This is a genomic window from Phocicoccus pinnipedialis (assembly GCF_903994035.1).
Classification (GTDB): domain Bacteria; phylum Bacillota; class Bacilli; order Staphylococcales; family Salinicoccaceae; genus Phocicoccus; species Phocicoccus pinnipedialis.
Map to the genome: position 1 here is coordinate 36,793 of NZ_CAJEWB010000010.1, position 15,097 is coordinate 51,889.

A 15,097-nucleotide genomic window follows, 5' to 3' on the forward strand; every position below is an offset into this window, starting at 1 on the left:
ACATGGAGATTACTGAATAGTAATCTCCATGATTTCCCCTGTATATTTGTTAGCAAGGAAGTTATACTTTTGTGTCTCATCATTCTGTTCGACATGTAGCACACCACTGATTACATTTGGTTCAAGACCAAAGCGTTCAGCTTGGTTGTAGTCAAACGATACAAAAGAAATACCGTCAAATTGCATGTACAAGTTGTTTAATACTTTTTCAGTATTTATTGTACGATAAGTGACAAACCATAACACTGCTGGAACAACAAATATTACACTGATTAAAATAGACCAAAAAACACGTTTAGACATAGTTTAGCCTCCTTCGTTTTTAGTCTACCATAATCTAAAATAAATATAAATTTACGAGGTGCAATTTTAATGAATTTAACAGACAAAACTTTAGAACGCATGAAAACATTAACTGAACTCCATGGTGCTCCTGGGTTCGAAGATCTTGTAAGAGACTATTTAAGAAAAGAGTTTGAAGCACTTGGTGCAGAAATAATAAGCGACGGACTCGGTGGCATTTTTGCAGTAAAAAAATCTAAAAATGAAGATGCTCCAGTTACGATGATTGCAGCGCATATGGACGAAGTTGGATTTATGGTTACAGATATCCAAGACAACGGTCTGATTAAATTCATCCCGCTTGGTGGTTGGTCAACAGATGTTTTATTAAGTCAAAAAATGAAATTAAGGACTAAAGAAAATAAAGAAATTACTGGAGTTATCGGTTCGGTACCTGTTCACTTCCGTCGTGGCGATAACAAAACAACAGAAATTAAAGATATGTTATTTGATGTTGGTGCTGACTCTAAAGAAGAGGTGCTCGAGATGGGTATCGAACTTGGAGACTCAATCGTACCTGATGTTAAATTTGAAATCATGGAAAACTCTAAGAAGTTACTCGCAAAAGCATGGGATAACAGATACGGTTGTTTAATTGCATTAGAAGTACTAGAAGAATTAAAAGACACAGAACTGGACTGTCATTTATATGTAGGTGCGAATGTTCAAGAGGAAGTTGGACTTCGCGGTGCAAAGGTGAGCTCTAACTTAATAAAACCAGACGTTGCATTCGTCGTAGACTGCTCTCCAGCAAACGACATGATGGGGAAGAAGAACGATACAGGACAATTAGGAAAAGGAACGCTTATTAGAATCATGGACCGCACAATGATTCTGCGTAAAAACATGCGTGACTTCTTACTTGAAACGGCAAACAAACATAAAGTGAACTATCAATATTACACGTCACCAGGTGGAACGGATGCAGGTAGCATCCATGTATCAAATGACGGTGTACCTTCTGCAGTAGTAGGAATTTGCTCAAGATACATCCACACAAGTCATTCAATCATTAACTATGAAGATTATCTAAACGCAAAAACATTACTTATAGAGTTGGTTAAAGATGTGGATTCTAAGAAAGTAGAAGAATTAAGAGGATAATAGATGATGAAAAACCTACTCAACAGGTGGTTTATTGACGGCATGAGTTTCATGGCGCTTGGACTATTTTCTTCACTCATAATTGGTTTGATACTGAAGACAATCGGACAATATATAGAAGTGTTCAGTGCACTTACGGACATCGGAGAACTTGCGATGTCACTTGCGGGAGCTGCCATAGGGGCTGCTATTGCGGTGGGGTTAAAAAGTCCACCACTCATCATATTTTCATCAGTAATTGTTGGACAAGCTGCCTACATTGAAGGTGGTGTTGCTGGCGCATACATTACAATGATTTTAATTATTGAGATAGCAAGACTTTACCAGAAGAGAACGCCAATTGATATTTTGGTTAGTCCTTTCTTAACAATCGTGAGCGGGGTATACATAGGTAAATTCTTTGGACCATATGTTTCAAAGTTCATGAGTCAAATTGGAGAATTCATTAATTTTGCCACAACACAAAACCCATTCTTAATGGGAATGCTCGTTGCGGTTGTATTTGGTGTGGTACTAACCGCGCCTATCTCTAGTGCTGGACTTGCAATCATGTTGGACATCAGCGGACTTGCAGCGGGTGCTGCAGTTATTGGTTGTTGTTGTCACATGGTTGGACTCGCTGTAACGGGGTACAAGGATAACGGTGTCTCAGGGCTCTTATCAATAGGTGTTGGTACTTCAATGTTGCAAGTAGCTAACATCATACGTAATCCATTTATCATCTTACCTCCTACAATCGCGAGTGCGATTATCGCACCGATCATGGCGGTGTTTTGGCCGATGGAAAACAACAGCGCTGGTGCAGGTATGGGAACGAGTGGCTTCGTTGGTCAAATTATGGCCATAGAGTCTATGGGTCCCGGTACTAAAACGTGGATATTAATAGCAATATTTCATATAATATTACCAGCAGTGGTCACATATATTCTTTATAGAGTTCTTTATACGTACCGTTTAATTAAAGATGGTGACCAAAAGCTTAACTTAGGTAGCTAATGAGCGGAGGATTTAAATGAATGTAGTACAGTTGAAAGACTTGATACTCGAAAAATTAAATGAGCATACTCTCGATTACAACGAGAAATTTGATAGAAAACAGGAAACTCTACGAATAGAACGTAAAGACAATCGTGAGGGTGTAAATATAGAGCTCAATAAATTATTAAACAAGGTTACAAAGGATAAAAAATTCCTAGATGAAGTGGTATACTATATAACTGAAACTTTAAAACGCATGGGGGAAGAAGAAAGTAGTCGTGAGATTACTAAGCATGTTTTTCCAGTAGTTAGAAGTACTAGTTTTCCTAAAGAAATGAAAACAGGCACGAAATTCATTATTGAAGCACATACTGCAGAGACAAACATTTACTATGCATTCGACTTTGGTACAGGATACGAGTTACTAGGCGAAGATAGTCTTGAAAAATATGAACTCACAGAAGAAACATTAAAGTTTCATGCGTTTAAAAACTTAAGCCATTTACCAATCGAAATGAAGATGGAAACAGTTCAAGAGAACGACTTTTATTTCATTAGTCATAAAGATGGATATGATGCATCAAGAATTCTAAACAAAGGGTTCCTAGATGATATGCATAAAAAAATTTTGGGAGAAATGATGATTGGCCTACCACACCAAGACGTACTGATTATTGCAGACGTTAAGAACGAAGTAGGTTATGACATACTTGCTCAGATGATGATGCAGTACTTCGCAGAAGGACTGACACCGATCACGAGTTTATCATTCTCTTATAGAGATAAGAAATTAGAACCAGTGTTTATTTTAGGAAAAGCACGTGATTACAATAAGTATAAAGGTGGAAAATAATGAGACTGACTTACAATAAAAACCATGTGGGAGATGTACTTTTAGTTACATTGAAAGGTGCAAATGACCCTGAATACATACATCTTGATGGTGTAACATTAATCAAAGATAACGGTGAAATAGTTGGCCTTAATATTTTTGATGCGAGTGAGAAATTCAGTGAAGACACTTTAAATTCTGAATTAAGTAATGAAGCGACTGTATCTGAAATTAATAGCGTATTAAAAAAAGCAGGGGCAGAGACAATTGAGCCAGACCTAAGCCCGAAATTTGTAGTTGGATATGTTTTAACTCGTGAAGATCATCCAGATGCAACACGTTTAAATGTTACAACTGTAGACGTAGGTGATGAGACATTACAAATTGTTTGTGGTGCGAAAAACGTGGACAAAGGTCAAAAAGTTGTAGTAGCAAAACCAGGTGCAATCATGCAAAATGGATTATATATCAAACCATCTGAACTACGTGGTGTAGAATCAAACGGTATGATCTGTTCTAAGCGTGAATTAGGACTTCCACAAGATGAAGATGGAATTTATGTATTACCTGAAACTTACAATGTAGGCGATGAATTTAAAGCAGAATAGGTGAGTGAAATGCGTCGAAATAGACCGAACAGAGATCGTCAATTTAATAGTGAAAATGTAGATAATTTACGTCAACGTGAAAGTTTTCCGTTCCCATTTGAAGTGGACGGAGACACAGGAGAAAAAATAGATTTTACTAAAACTGACTCTGTGAGACGTAGGTCTAGTCAAGATGGAAAAACGAAGAGCAACACGCCACAAGACACTTTTTATGAGAGAAGAAAAATAAAGCGTCCGACTAGTCATACCATCACAAAGGCACGACGCGTTCCTTCTGCAATTTATGGAACAAAAAATCCTCACCAAAAAGAGCAAGACCCTAAAGAAATTTATGGAGAAAAGTTTAAAAACTATAACTCCAGTCTTGTAGAATCTATCGTGCGTAAGAGAAAAGAACGTGAGAAACGTGAGTTAGAACGTCAAAAGCGTTTAAGAAAACTTGGACATACGTATAAGTTATCAAGTTCAATTGCACCACTCAATCAAACGAATCAATCCGACGAAGATAATAAAGAAATTCTCGTTCAGGTTGAAAAAGAAAATAATGAAATACCGCTGCCATTTAAAGCGGATCTTTCAAACAGAGATAAGAGACGTGGTCCTTCAATTACACTTCCGCCAATCAACATGCTTGGTAAGGAACAAGATATGTCATTTCTTAAGTACAATACGGATGATTTTCGTGCAATCAATGAAATTCTTGATACTGTTGGAGTGGAAGGTCGTGCAACGGTCTTTGAGTCCAATGGAGTGATTGGTCGTTATGGTATCAAGCTCGAACCTAATTTTAAACTGACACATATAGATGAAGTTAAGAGAGAATTAGAAGCTATTTTAGAAATTCCCAATGTACGTATCTACTCTCAAGTGCTCGGAAACCATAATATTGCGATTGAGTTTCCTATTAAAGAGTCATATCCCATCTACTTTAAATCTGTATTTATGAACTCGGGTTTAAAGCTACGAAAGAATGACTTTAAATTTGTGCTCGGTAAAACTGTGGACAATAAAATCTTCGGTTATGAATTACGTAAAGCAGGGCATGTCTTGATTTATGGAAATGCGGATGGCAAATCTAACGTAATAGACAGTGTATTAATCTCTATGCTGATGAATCATACAACGAATGAATTCCAATTCAAAATTTTTTCAGAAACATTAGCGTTTAAACATTATGAAAAATTACCTCAACATATAGGAAATATTCAGTCTGTTCTAGGAAATAGTGCGCTACATGATATAATAGATGAGTTGAATAAAAGGAATATTCAATTTAGGCGTGCGCACGTGAGAAACATACAGAGCTTTAACACACGTGTGAAGAATGAATCTAAAAAGAGCACTATTATTGTTTATATTGATAATGTGGCTGATTTATTCGAAAGTAACAATATTGAAGCAATGCGCGCAGTCGTACAAATTCTTAAGCAAGGTAAGGCACTGGGAATTCATTTAATCTTGAATCACGACCGAACTGATGTTGGAATTAGATACGAGCTCTTACATATGTTACAAACGAAGATTTCATATTATGACGAGAAATCAACTGTAATTGATGGGGCAGATAAGCTTATAAAAGGTAACGATGTGCTTGTTACTATTCCTACATCTAATAGACCTGTTAGGCTTAATTTAGCGATTGCTGAAGAACGGATGAAACAAGATATAATTGATTATATTTCTAAAACAGATGATGAAGGATAGGTGTAATTGTGGAGAGATTTCATTTCATCGGTATTAAAGGTGCTGGAATGAGTGCGCTCGCACAAGTTTTGTTCGACCTTGGACATGAAGTACAAGGTTCTGACATAACGGGCGAAGTCTTTACTGAATACCAATTGAGAAAGAAAGGCATAAAGATTCTTCCTTTCGATAAAAATAATATAGAAGAAGGCTTCACTTATATTGCGGGGAATGCCTTTAAAGATGACCATGAAGAAATTAGAGAAGCGTTAAATAAAGGATATAAGGTAATTCGCTACCATATCTTCTTAGCTGAGTTTATGAGTAAATTTACATCGATTGCCGTTACAGGGTCACACGGTAAAACATCTACTACTGGGCTTTTATCACACGTTATGAACGGTGATAAAAAGACGACGTACTTAATTGGAGACGGTACGGGATTTGGGGAAGTAGGATCTGAATACTTCGCTTTTGAATCATGCGAATACAGACGACACTTCTTAGCATACCATCCAGATTATGCAATCATTACTAATATCGACTTTGACCATCCGGACTATTTCCAGGATATCCACGATGTTGTTTCAGCATTTCGTGAGATGGGTGCTCAGGTAAAAAAAGCAGTGATTGCGTATGGTGGTGACCAGTATATCCAGGATATTGTTCTTGATGTACCAATCTACACTTACGGAATCGAAGGTGATTACGTTGTAACAGCTAAAAACGTTGAAGTTTTAAACAAAGGTACGCAATTTGACTTGTATATTAAAGGTGAGTACATTGATACTATGCTCATTCCTATGTTCGGTGATCATCTCATTTTAAACTCATTAGCAGTGCTTACTGTATGTTATTTAGAAGGACTAAACTTTGAGAATATTAAAGATGCATTTATGACATATAAAGGAGTTAAAAGACGATTCTCTGAGACGATGCTTCATAACTACATTATTGTTGATGACTATGCACATCACCCTAAAGAAATTGAAGCAACTCTTGAAACTGCACGTAAAAAGTATAAAGATAAAAAAATTGTATCGGTATTCCAACCGCATACGTTTTCTAGAACTGAGAAGTTCTTGAATGAATTTGCAGAGAGTTTATCTAAATCAGATAAAGCATATATCGTAAATATTTTTGGCTCCGCTCGGGAGCAAGCGGGCAATTTATCTAGTATAGACTTAGTTAATTTAATACCTGATGCTGAATTGTTGACTGAAAGTGATTTACAAGACCTTGATAAGCATGAGGATTCTGTAATTATCTTCATGGGAGCAGGGGATATTCAGAAGTATGAGAAGCGCTTTACAGAACTTATTTCATAGACATCAAAATTGTATGTTTAATAACCTCGTATTTAGGTTAATAAATAGTATACACATTTAAGAATAGCGGAGGCGTTAATATGGATTGGAGTATGATTGGATGGATTGCACTTGCAGTTGCAGCAGTAGGTTTTTTAGTACTATGCATTGCACTGTCAGTTGTGTTATTCTCAGTTAAGAAGAATTTAGACTATGTAGCAGATACTTTAAATGGTCTTGATGGTCAGGTACAAGGGATTACGCGTGAGTCAACAGACTTATTGCACAAAGGTAACCGCTTAGTTGAAGACGTACAAGGCAAAGTAGAGAAATTAAACTCTGTTGTAGATGCAGTTCAAGGTGTTGGCTATTCAGTTCAAAACTTAAACTCATCTGTTGATAGAGTGACAAACTCAATCACTACAAATATTTCTCAAAATGAAGATCAAATATCACAAGTTGTACAATGGTCAAACGTTGCAATGGAAATCGCAGACAAGTGGAACCAGCGTCAACGTCAAAACAAAACTGTTAAATCACGTTATTAAGAAGTAAAGGTCGGGATATTCGATGGAACGATATAATCGAGATTTACACACTCATGGTATTGATGAATATAATGAGTATAAAGATACGAGTTCAACAGGAAGAGACTTCTCTTTCGGTTTACTACTTGGTATCGTAGTTGGAACAGTGGCAGGTTTAGTCTTTGCTCCGAAATCAGGACAAGCATTACGTGAGGATTTTAGTGATCCTGTAGGCATGTTTGAAGATGGCAAAGAAAAGCTTGTAGATAGCATTAAACAGAAAAAAGCAGAATTTGAAGAAGTGAGTCGTATTAAAAAAATGGACGACGATACACTTGAATTGCAAAAAGCTGCAATTAGAAGTGAAGCACATGACTCAAACGTCATTGATATGTCGAAGCTATAAAAATTCAGCCACGTGCTGAATTTTTTTTGTGACAAATATGTAAATATTGATAAATATACTATGAAATCTGTTATTATATATATTAACCGTTTTCATAGAGGAGGGAAAAAAGTGGCAATTACAATTTATGACGTTGCAAGAGAAGCAAATGTTTCCATGGCAACTGTATCACGAGTACTAAATGGTAACCCAAACGTAAAACCAGATACGAGAAGAAGAGTTAAAGAAGTGATTAAGCGCCTTAACTATAAGCCGAACGCAGTAGCGCGAGGTCTAGCGAGTAAGAAAACTAAAACAATTGGCGTAATTATTCCAGACGTATCTGATTTATACTATTCAGCAATCCTTAAAGGACTGGAAGACATATCAGAAATGTATCAATATCAAATCATTATTTCTAACACAGATAATGATGGTAATAAAGAATTAAAAGCATTTGAAACGCTCTCATCAAACCAGGTAGACGGAATTATATTATTGGGTGGATCACTAGACGAAGCAACACATGAAGTTATTGAACAATATGATAATCCAATTGTAATGTGTGGATACTCTAAACGTGAAACGATGTCTACTGTAAACATCAACTACCCTGACGCGATTGGAGAAGTAGTACGTGGTATGATTGATCGAGGTAGAAAACAATTTGTGTATGTGAAGAGTGGCTATCACAGCTTCTTAGAGGATGCACTCGGTGAAAGAATTCAAAAAGAATTAGAAGAGAATGGCGTAAATACGAAAGTGGATACTTATAATGCTGTGACATATGAGGAAGGCATTGAACTATACGAGAGACTTGTAGGATCAGACGTTGACGCAGTGATTTCAATCTCAGATGAAGTAGCAGGCGGAATCTTGCACGGAACATTAGACCATAATGTTGAAGTACCGAAAGATTTAGAAGTATTAAGTTGTTCGAATACGAGAATCGCATACATGATGAGACCACAACTTTCAACAATAGCAGTACCACTATATGACATCGGTGCCGTAGGGATGAGACTCCTTACAAAACTGATGAACAAAGAAGAAACAGAAATTACACACGTAGAACTACCATACAAAATTAACTATTCAGAAACGACACTCTAAGCAAGCGCTTGGGGTGTTTTTTTATGTAGAAAAATACGAGTCGGATTTGCACATATAAAAAAGAGTAGGGAAGATTCCTACTCTAAATACATTAATATTCGATCCAAGACTAACTGATTTTTTTCTGTGATTTCTGGTCGTCTTGGTATCTCCATATAGTCGCTTAGATCATCTTCCCAGTTTTCTGGGAACTCTAGCTTCGACAATGGTTTATATTCACTTAAAAATTCTTCTGGTAATCGTCCCTTCGGTGCCTCAATATTATTCATTGCTAACCATACTTGTGCCCACGAACGTGGTACAACTTGCCATATGTTATATCCACCGCCACCTAACGCCAGCCACTTTCCATGCGCATATTTATCCGCAATATCATTCACAAATCTAGGTATTTCTTCATAACTTTTCGATGTCAGTGATAAGTGAGTCATTGGATCTCTATAATGTGCATCGACACCGTTTACACTTACAATAATATCCGGTTGGAATATTTCTGCAGTTCTTTCAAGACTTTCCTTAAACACCTCTAAATATGAATCATCTTCTGTGAACGCATCTACTGGTAAATTCACACTAAACCCAAATCCATTATCTACACCACGCTCTGTCACTAGTCCTGTTCCAGGGAATAAGTAACGGCCTGTTTCATGAATCGAGTATGTCATAATATCTTTATTATCATAAAACGTAAACTGTACACCGTCTCCGTGATGCGCGTCTGTATCAATATATAAAACACGTTGGTTAAATTTTTGTCTTAAGTATTCACATGCAATTGCTGCATCGTTATAAACACAGAAACCACTCGCTTTTCCAGTGAATCCATGGTGGAGCCCACCTGCAAGAGACGTCACTTTCTTCGCGCGCCCATTCATAATAAGGTCTACCGCACGTAATGTCGCTCCCACAAGCATACTGCATTTTTCATGCATATTCTCAAACTGTGGTGTGTCTTCCGTATTTAAACCAAAGTTTATTAGCTCTTCTTCTGATAATTCAAAATGACCTGCACGTTTTACTGCTTCAACAAAATCTTCCGTATGTACGAGTTTAATTTCATCTTCAGTTGCTACTCTCGGGCCAACAATATCGCTATCATTTAAGAATCCTGCTGATTTCAATAAATCGGTCGTCATCTTAAGACGCATTTGGTTAAACGGATGCGTGTCATTAAAGCGATATTTTAACAATTCTTCGCTATACACATATAATGGTTTCATAATTTATTCCATCCTATATGGGTTAACGACGTCAAAGCCCTTATCAACAAGTGCTTCGATTACTCGTTGCGGATTCATCGCATTAATCTTTAAAACGACAACCTTATGATTCGGTTTTTCTCTATTATCATAAATTGTAATCGATACAATTCGTGTGTTTAACTCCTTCATTGTGTGACCAATATCATGAACAATTCCAGGCTTATCAAATACATCAATTTCAATAATTGAACCTGGATGTTTCATTCCTGTGATTTCAATAAAAGCAGACATTATGTCTGTTTGAGTCACAATCCCTATGAGTTTTCTATTTTTAACAACAGGTACTGCACCTAAATCAAACTGGTGGAAATCCACAGCTAATTCCTCTACGAAGTCATATTCACTCGTCGAGATGATGTTCTTTTTCATGATTTCTTTTAAATCATGATCCATCGTAACATTTGTTTCTTTTGAAAGAATTGAAGGTAATGCCAAGTTAATGTCTTTGTCAGTCACTAGACCAACAACATGTCTTTCATCATCAACGATGGGGATATGTCTAATATTGTATGCGTTCATCATTGTAATAGCAGATTCTATTGTGTCTGTTTCTTTAAGTGTTTTTACGTTTTCAGTCATTACTGTTTTAACTAACATAGAATGAGTATCTCCTTTAAATTTAAACTAGAAAAAGAATCTATTTTTGAATCTTATATGGTCAAAAATCATCATTTTTTCATTATCGATATTTTTACCAATACGCGCCATTAGCGTATTAGCTGGATGACTTGTAATCTCAGGATCATTCGTTTGATACACTTCGAATCCTGCCTTCGCCATGAGTCTAACCATAATATCTTTATATTCATAAACACTGAGATTCGTATTTTTAAGATCCCAATGCCAATAATACTCAGTCGTCAGCGTGATGTAGTTTTCCATCTGAACATCTTTAACAGACAACATTAACATTTTTGACGCAAGGCGGGCACCACGATGTTTTTTTGCCACTTCAACTGCACCGAGTTCAAGTATAAAGGGATGATTTCCTTCGCTCCATCGTTCAAATTCGTCAGGGAAGTGGAATGTCACGTAACCGACGATGTGACCATCAATTTGTGCAACGATGATTCGTCCTTCTTCGAGCTCGGAAATTTCAACTAGAGCTTCAAACTGATCTTTTGGTCTTCTAAAGGCAGTTAAGTCAGAATCAAAGGAATAAGTTTTGAGGATTTTAGGAGAAACTGGACCTTCAATAATATACTCATAACCATTGATATCATAGGATTCTTTAAAGTAACTTTTAGGATGAATCAAAAACTCACCTCGTAAATAAATTAATTATTTTGATAATGTTTTCATTTTCATTATATAATAGTTTTATACAAAACCAAAGCATACACAGGAGTGATTCAATGGAACACGAAATCTACAAAGCGGTTGATCAGAATCCGAATATGAAAAATTACGATGAGACAGTCAAAAACTTTTCATGGGACGACATCGAGAAAAACTTTTCTTGGTCTGAAACAGGAAAAGTTAACATTGCTTATGAGGCAATTGATCGTCATGTAGATGAAGGTTACGGCGACAAGGTTGCGTTACATTACCGCGATGATAACGGAACGCGTTCATTTACTTTCAAAGAAATGAAAGAGTTTTCAAATAAAGCAGCTAACGTTTTTAAAGCGCATGACATAAAAAAAGGAGACCGCGTGTTTATCTTTATGCCACGCTCACCAGAGTTATACTTTGCGCTACTCGGTGCCGTTAAAATAGGCGCTATAGTCGGACCTTTATTTGAAGCATTCATGGAAAAGGCAGTATCAGATAGATTAACTGACTCAGAAGCACAAGCTGTTGTAACAACAACGGACTTACTTCCGAGAATTCCAGTTGCTGATATCGATACGTTAGAGCACGTATTTGTAGTAGGTGACCACGAAGAAGGAGACAAGATTGTTGACTTCACACAAGAAATTGAAAAAGCAACTGATGAATTAGAAATTGAATGGGTAGACCGCGAAGACGGACTAATCTTGCACTACACTAGTGGTTCAACAGGTGCACCTAAGGGTGTATTACACGTTCATAACGTGATGGTACAACAATTTATTTCTGCAAAATATGTATTAGACATGAAAGAAGATGACGTATACTGGTGTACAGCTGACCCAGGTTGGGTAACTGGTACTGCATATGGTATCTTCGGACCATGGCTGAACCGTGTAACAAACGTCGTAGTGGGTGGAAGATTCTCACCTGACGCGTGGTATGGTGCATTACAAGATCTTAAAGTTACGATTTGGTACTCGGCTCCAACAGCATTCAGAATGCTTATGGGTGCGGGTGACGAAGAGGTTAAAAAGTATGACCTTTCAAACTTAAGACATATGCTTTCAGTAGGTGAGCCACTAAACCCTGAGGTTATTAAGTGGGCAGACAAAGTGTTTAACTTAAGAATTCATGATACGTGGTGGATGACCGAAACAGGTGCTCATATGATTGTTAACTTCCCATCAATGGATATTAAAGCTGGAGCAATGGGTAAACCACTTCCAGGTATCGAAGCATCAATCATTGATGATAATGGGAATGAATTACCACCAATGCGCATGGGCAACTTAGCCATGAAAGCACCATGGCCAGCGATGATGAGACAAATTTGGGGTAACAGAGAGAAGTATGAGTCATACTTTATTGGTGATTGGTATGTATCAGGGGATTCGGCATACGTTGACGATGATGGATACTTCTTCTTCCAAGGACGTGTGGATGACGTTATCATGACAGCAGGTGAGCGTGTCGGACCATTCGAAATCGAATCTAAACTAATTGAACACGAAGCAGTACAAGAAGCGGGGGTTATCGGTAAACCAGATCCAATCCGTGGTGAAATCGTTAAAGCATTCATCGCGTTACGTGAAGGATACGAGCCAACAGACGAACTAAAAGAAGAAATTAGAAACTTCGTTAAACTTGGTCTTGCGGCACACGCAGCACCTAGAGAAATAGAATTTAAGGATAAACTTCCAAAAACACGTAGTGGTAAAATTATGAGACGTGTACTTAAGGCATGGGAATTAAACCTTGACGCTGGAGACCTATCTTCAATGGACAATGATTAATAAAACTTCTAGTAAAGATAAAGACACGCGTGTCTTTATCTTTTTTTGTGCAAAACATACAATATGCCTAAAACTTTTGATTATAAAACCGTTTTCTATGGTCTAAAATATACAACTATGCAATAATAGGGATTGAAGATAGCTTTATCTAACATAGACTTTAGGAGATGAAAGAATGGCACATTTAACTGACCAGGAGATTGCTTCAAAAGCAACGATCCGTCCAATTGGTGAAATCGCAGAGAAAGCAGGCATTCCAGACGAGGCGCTTGAACTTTATGGTAAATATAAAGCAAAAGTAGATATCAAGAACCTTGATGGAAACGCGGATGACTCTAAACTCGTTCTTGTAACTGCAATGAACCCAACTCCAGCAGGAGAAGGTAAATCAACAGTTACTGTAGGATTAGCAGATGCGTTTAACCAATTAGATCAGAAGGTTATGGTAGCATTACGTGAGCCTTCACTCGGACCTGTAATGGGTATCAAAGGTGGAGCAACAGGTGGTGGATACGCACAAGTATTACCAATGGAGGAAATCAACTTACACTTCAACGGTGACTTACACGCGATCACTGCTGCAAACAACACACTTTCTGCTCTTATCGACAACCATATTCATCAAGGAAACGAATTGAACATTGACCAAAGACGTATTACTTGGAAACGTGTTGTTGACATTAACGACCGTGAACTAAGAAACGTAGTGGTTGGTCTTGGTGGACCTACTCAAGGAGTCCCACGACAAGATGGATTCGACATCACAGTGGCAAGTGAAATCATGGCAGTTCTATGTCTAGCAACTGACTTAATGGACCTTAAAGAAAGAATAGGTAAAATTGTGTTTGGTTACACGTTCGACAAGAAACCTGTAACTGTTGGAGAGCTTGGTGTAGAAGGTGCGCTTACTTTACTTCTTAAAGAAGCAATTAAACCAAACTTAGTACAAACAATGGAAGGCACTCCAGCACTTATTCACGGTGGACCTTTCGCAAACATTGCACACGGTTGTAACTCAATCATTGCGACAAACACTGCACGTAAACTTTCAGACATCGTTGTAACAGAATGTGGATTCGGTTCTGACTTAGGTGGAGAGAAGTTTATGGACATTAAAGCACGCTTTGGTGGATTCAAGCCAGACGCGATCGTTTTAGTAGCAACAATTCGTGCATTAAAAATGAACGGTGGAGTAGCGAAAACTGAATTAGGTAATGAAAACGTTGAAGCGCTTAAATCAGGTATTGTGAACTTAGAGAAGCATATCGAAAACGCACGTAAATTCGGTGTAGAACCAGTTGTTGCTTTAAATGACTTTGTAACAGATTCTGATGCAGAAAGAAACTTTGTATTAGACTGGTGTAAAGAGCGCAATGTTAAAGTTGCTTTAACTCAAGTGTGGGAAAAAGGCGGCAAGGGTGGAATTGACCTTGCTAAAGAAGTACTTGCAGCACTTGAAACAGAAAATAACTTTAAGCACCTATATGAAGATGAGCTCCCAATCGCTGAGAAAATCGAAAAAATTGTGACTGAAGTTTACGGCGGAGACGGCGTAATCTTTACAGATAAAGCGAAGAGACAACTTAAGGAGATTGAGGATAATGGTTGGGGTCACTTCCCAGTATGTATGGCGAAAACGCAATACTCATTATCAGATGATCCGAAAAAATTAGGTAGACCAACTGGATTCACAGTTACAGTACGTGAATTAATCGCGAAGACTGGAGCAGGATTCGTAGTAGCACTTACTGGTGATATTATGACAATGCCAGGACTTCCAAAAGTACCATCAGCGAATGCGATGGACGTTAAAGAAGACGGTACGTCAACTGGTTTATTCTAAAACTCAAAAAGCATACTTCCTTGAAGTATGCTTTTTTCTAAAATT

At 37.5% G+C, this 15,097-nt stretch carries 15 protein-coding genes; 11 read left to right on the forward strand and 4 right to left on the reverse strand.

Going from position 1 to position 15,097, the window contains the following annotated elements:
- Positions 1 to 9: 9 nt before the first annotated feature.
- On the reverse strand, positions 10 to 303 hold the full coding sequence (locus H9D55_RS04460; protein ID WP_186077241.1) for a hypothetical protein: 294 nt from the start codon (positions 301 to 303) through the stop codon (positions 10 to 12).
- 69 nt (positions 304 to 372) lie between these two features.
- Here H9D55_RS04460 and H9D55_RS04465 point away from each other — a divergent pair, with 69 nt between their 5' ends.
- From H9D55_RS04465 to H9D55_RS04505, 9 genes are all read left to right on the forward strand, one after another.
- The gene (locus H9D55_RS04465) at positions 373 to 1,446 is read left to right on the forward strand and encodes a M42 family metallopeptidase (protein ID WP_186077243.1); all 1,074 of its coding nucleotides are present in this window, start codon (positions 373 to 375) and stop codon (positions 1,444 to 1,446) included.
- Positions 1,447 to 1,452: 6 nt separating this feature from the next.
- Complete coding sequence (locus H9D55_RS04470; RefSeq protein WP_186078173.1) at positions 1,453 to 2,442, forward strand: PTS transporter subunit IIC; 990 nt, start codon at positions 1,453 to 1,455, stop codon at positions 2,440 to 2,442.
- A 16-nt stretch (positions 2,443 to 2,458) separates the two neighbouring features.
- Positions 2,459 to 3,277, forward strand: a complete 819-nt coding sequence (locus tag H9D55_RS04475) for a DUF1444 family protein (protein ID WP_235963109.1) — start codon at positions 2,459 to 2,461, stop codon at positions 3,275 to 3,277.
- A complete protein-coding gene (ytpR, locus tag H9D55_RS04480; RefSeq protein ID WP_186077245.1) occupies positions 3,277 to 3,864 on the forward strand; it encodes a YtpR family tRNA-binding protein in 588 nt (195 codons plus the stop codon). The genes H9D55_RS04475 and ytpR overlap by 1 nt, the downstream gene beginning before the upstream one ends.
- 9 nt (positions 3,865 to 3,873) lie before the next feature.
- Entirely contained in the window at positions 3,874 to 5,568 is a 1,695-nt protein-coding gene (locus H9D55_RS04485) for a DNA translocase FtsK (protein WP_186077247.1), read from the forward strand.
- 8 nt (positions 5,569 to 5,576) lie between these two features.
- Positions 5,577 to 6,875: a UDP-N-acetylmuramate--L-alanine ligase gene (gene murC / locus H9D55_RS04490; protein WP_186077249.1), complete on the forward strand. Its 1,299-nt coding sequence runs from the start codon at positions 5,577 to 5,579 to the stop codon at positions 6,873 to 6,875.
- A gap of 80 nt (positions 6,876 to 6,955) precedes the next feature.
- Entirely contained in the window at positions 6,956 to 7,402 is a 447-nt protein-coding gene (locus tag H9D55_RS04495; protein WP_186077251.1) for a DUF948 domain-containing protein, read from the forward strand.
- 22 nt (positions 7,403 to 7,424) lie between these two features.
- Positions 7,425 to 7,787 carry a YtxH domain-containing protein gene (locus tag H9D55_RS04500; RefSeq protein WP_186077252.1) on the forward strand — a complete coding sequence of 121 codons (363 nt, stop codon included), beginning with the start codon at positions 7,425 to 7,427 and terminating at the stop codon, positions 7,785 to 7,787.
- Positions 7,788 to 7,898: 111 nt separating this feature from the next.
- Positions 7,899 to 8,879 carry a LacI family DNA-binding transcriptional regulator gene (locus H9D55_RS04505; protein WP_186077254.1) on the forward strand — a complete coding sequence of 327 codons (981 nt, stop codon included), beginning with the start codon at positions 7,899 to 7,901 and terminating at the stop codon, positions 8,877 to 8,879.
- A 77-nt stretch (positions 8,880 to 8,956) separates the two neighbouring features.
- Here H9D55_RS04505 and H9D55_RS04510 read toward each other — a convergent pair whose 3' ends face one another.
- From H9D55_RS04510 to H9D55_RS04520, 3 genes are read right to left on the reverse strand one after another with little or no spacing between them, the layout of a single operon-like run.
- Complete coding sequence (locus tag H9D55_RS04510; protein ID WP_186077256.1) at positions 8,957 to 10,099, reverse strand: acetoin utilization protein AcuC; 1,143 nt, start codon at positions 10,097 to 10,099, stop codon at positions 8,957 to 8,959.
- Positions 10,100 to 10,102: 3 nt separating this feature from the next.
- Entirely contained in the window at positions 10,103 to 10,738 is a 636-nt protein-coding gene (locus H9D55_RS04515) for a CBS and ACT domain-containing protein (RefSeq protein WP_186077258.1), read from the reverse strand.
- A gap of 27 nt (positions 10,739 to 10,765) precedes the next feature.
- Complete coding sequence (locus tag H9D55_RS04520; protein WP_186077260.1) at positions 10,766 to 11,398, reverse strand: GNAT family N-acetyltransferase; 633 nt, start codon at positions 11,396 to 11,398, stop codon at positions 10,766 to 10,768.
- 98 nt (positions 11,399 to 11,496) lie between these two features.
- Here H9D55_RS04520 and acsA point away from each other — a divergent pair, with 98 nt between their 5' ends.
- Positions 11,497 to 13,209, forward strand: a complete 1,713-nt coding sequence (gene acsA / locus H9D55_RS04525; protein WP_186077262.1) for an acetate--CoA ligase — start codon at positions 11,497 to 11,499, stop codon at positions 13,207 to 13,209.
- A 175-nt stretch (positions 13,210 to 13,384) separates the two neighbouring features.
- Complete coding sequence (locus tag H9D55_RS04530) at positions 13,385 to 15,052, forward strand: formate--tetrahydrofolate ligase (protein ID WP_186077264.1); 1,668 nt, start codon at positions 13,385 to 13,387, stop codon at positions 15,050 to 15,052.
- The last annotated feature ends 45 nt before the right edge of the window (positions 15,053 to 15,097 follow it).

What these genes read in the sequence shown, in the direction of transcription:
- H9D55_RS04460 (WP_186077241.1), bottom strand. Translation starts at nt 303, where the DNA reads ATGTCTAAACGTGTTTTTTGGTCTATTTTAATCAGTGTAATATTTGTT.
- H9D55_RS04465 (WP_186077243.1), top strand. Translation starts at nt 373, where the DNA reads ATGAATTTAACAGACAAAACTTTAGAACGCATGAAAACATTAACTGAA.
- H9D55_RS04470 (WP_186078173.1), top strand. Translation starts at nt 1,453, where the DNA reads ATGAAAAACCTACTCAACAGGTGGTTTATTGACGGCATGAGTTTCATG.
- H9D55_RS04475 (WP_235963109.1), top strand. Translation starts at nt 2,459, where the DNA reads ATGAATGTAGTACAGTTGAAAGACTTGATACTCGAAAAATTAAATGAG.
- ytpR (WP_186077245.1), top strand. Translation starts at nt 3,277, where the DNA reads ATGAGACTGACTTACAATAAAAACCATGTGGGAGATGTACTTTTAGTT.
- H9D55_RS04485 (WP_186077247.1), top strand. Translation starts at nt 3,874, where the DNA reads ATGCGTCGAAATAGACCGAACAGAGATCGTCAATTTAATAGTGAAAAT.
- H9D55_RS04495 (WP_186077251.1), top strand. Translation starts at nt 6,956, where the DNA reads ATGGATTGGAGTATGATTGGATGGATTGCACTTGCAGTTGCAGCAGTA.
- H9D55_RS04500 (WP_186077252.1), top strand. Translation starts at nt 7,425, where the DNA reads ATGGAACGATATAATCGAGATTTACACACTCATGGTATTGATGAATAT.
- H9D55_RS04510 (WP_186077256.1), bottom strand. Translation starts at nt 10,099, where the DNA reads ATGAAACCATTATATGTGTATAGCGAAGAATTGTTAAAATATCGCTTT.
- H9D55_RS04515 (WP_186077258.1), bottom strand. Translation starts at nt 10,738, where the DNA reads ATGTTAGTTAAAACAGTAATGACTGAAAACGTAAAAACACTTAAAGAA.
- acsA (WP_186077262.1), top strand. Translation starts at nt 11,497, where the DNA reads ATGGAACACGAAATCTACAAAGCGGTTGATCAGAATCCGAATATGAAA.
- H9D55_RS04530 (WP_186077264.1), top strand. Translation starts at nt 13,385, where the DNA reads ATGGCACATTTAACTGACCAGGAGATTGCTTCAAAAGCAACGATCCGT.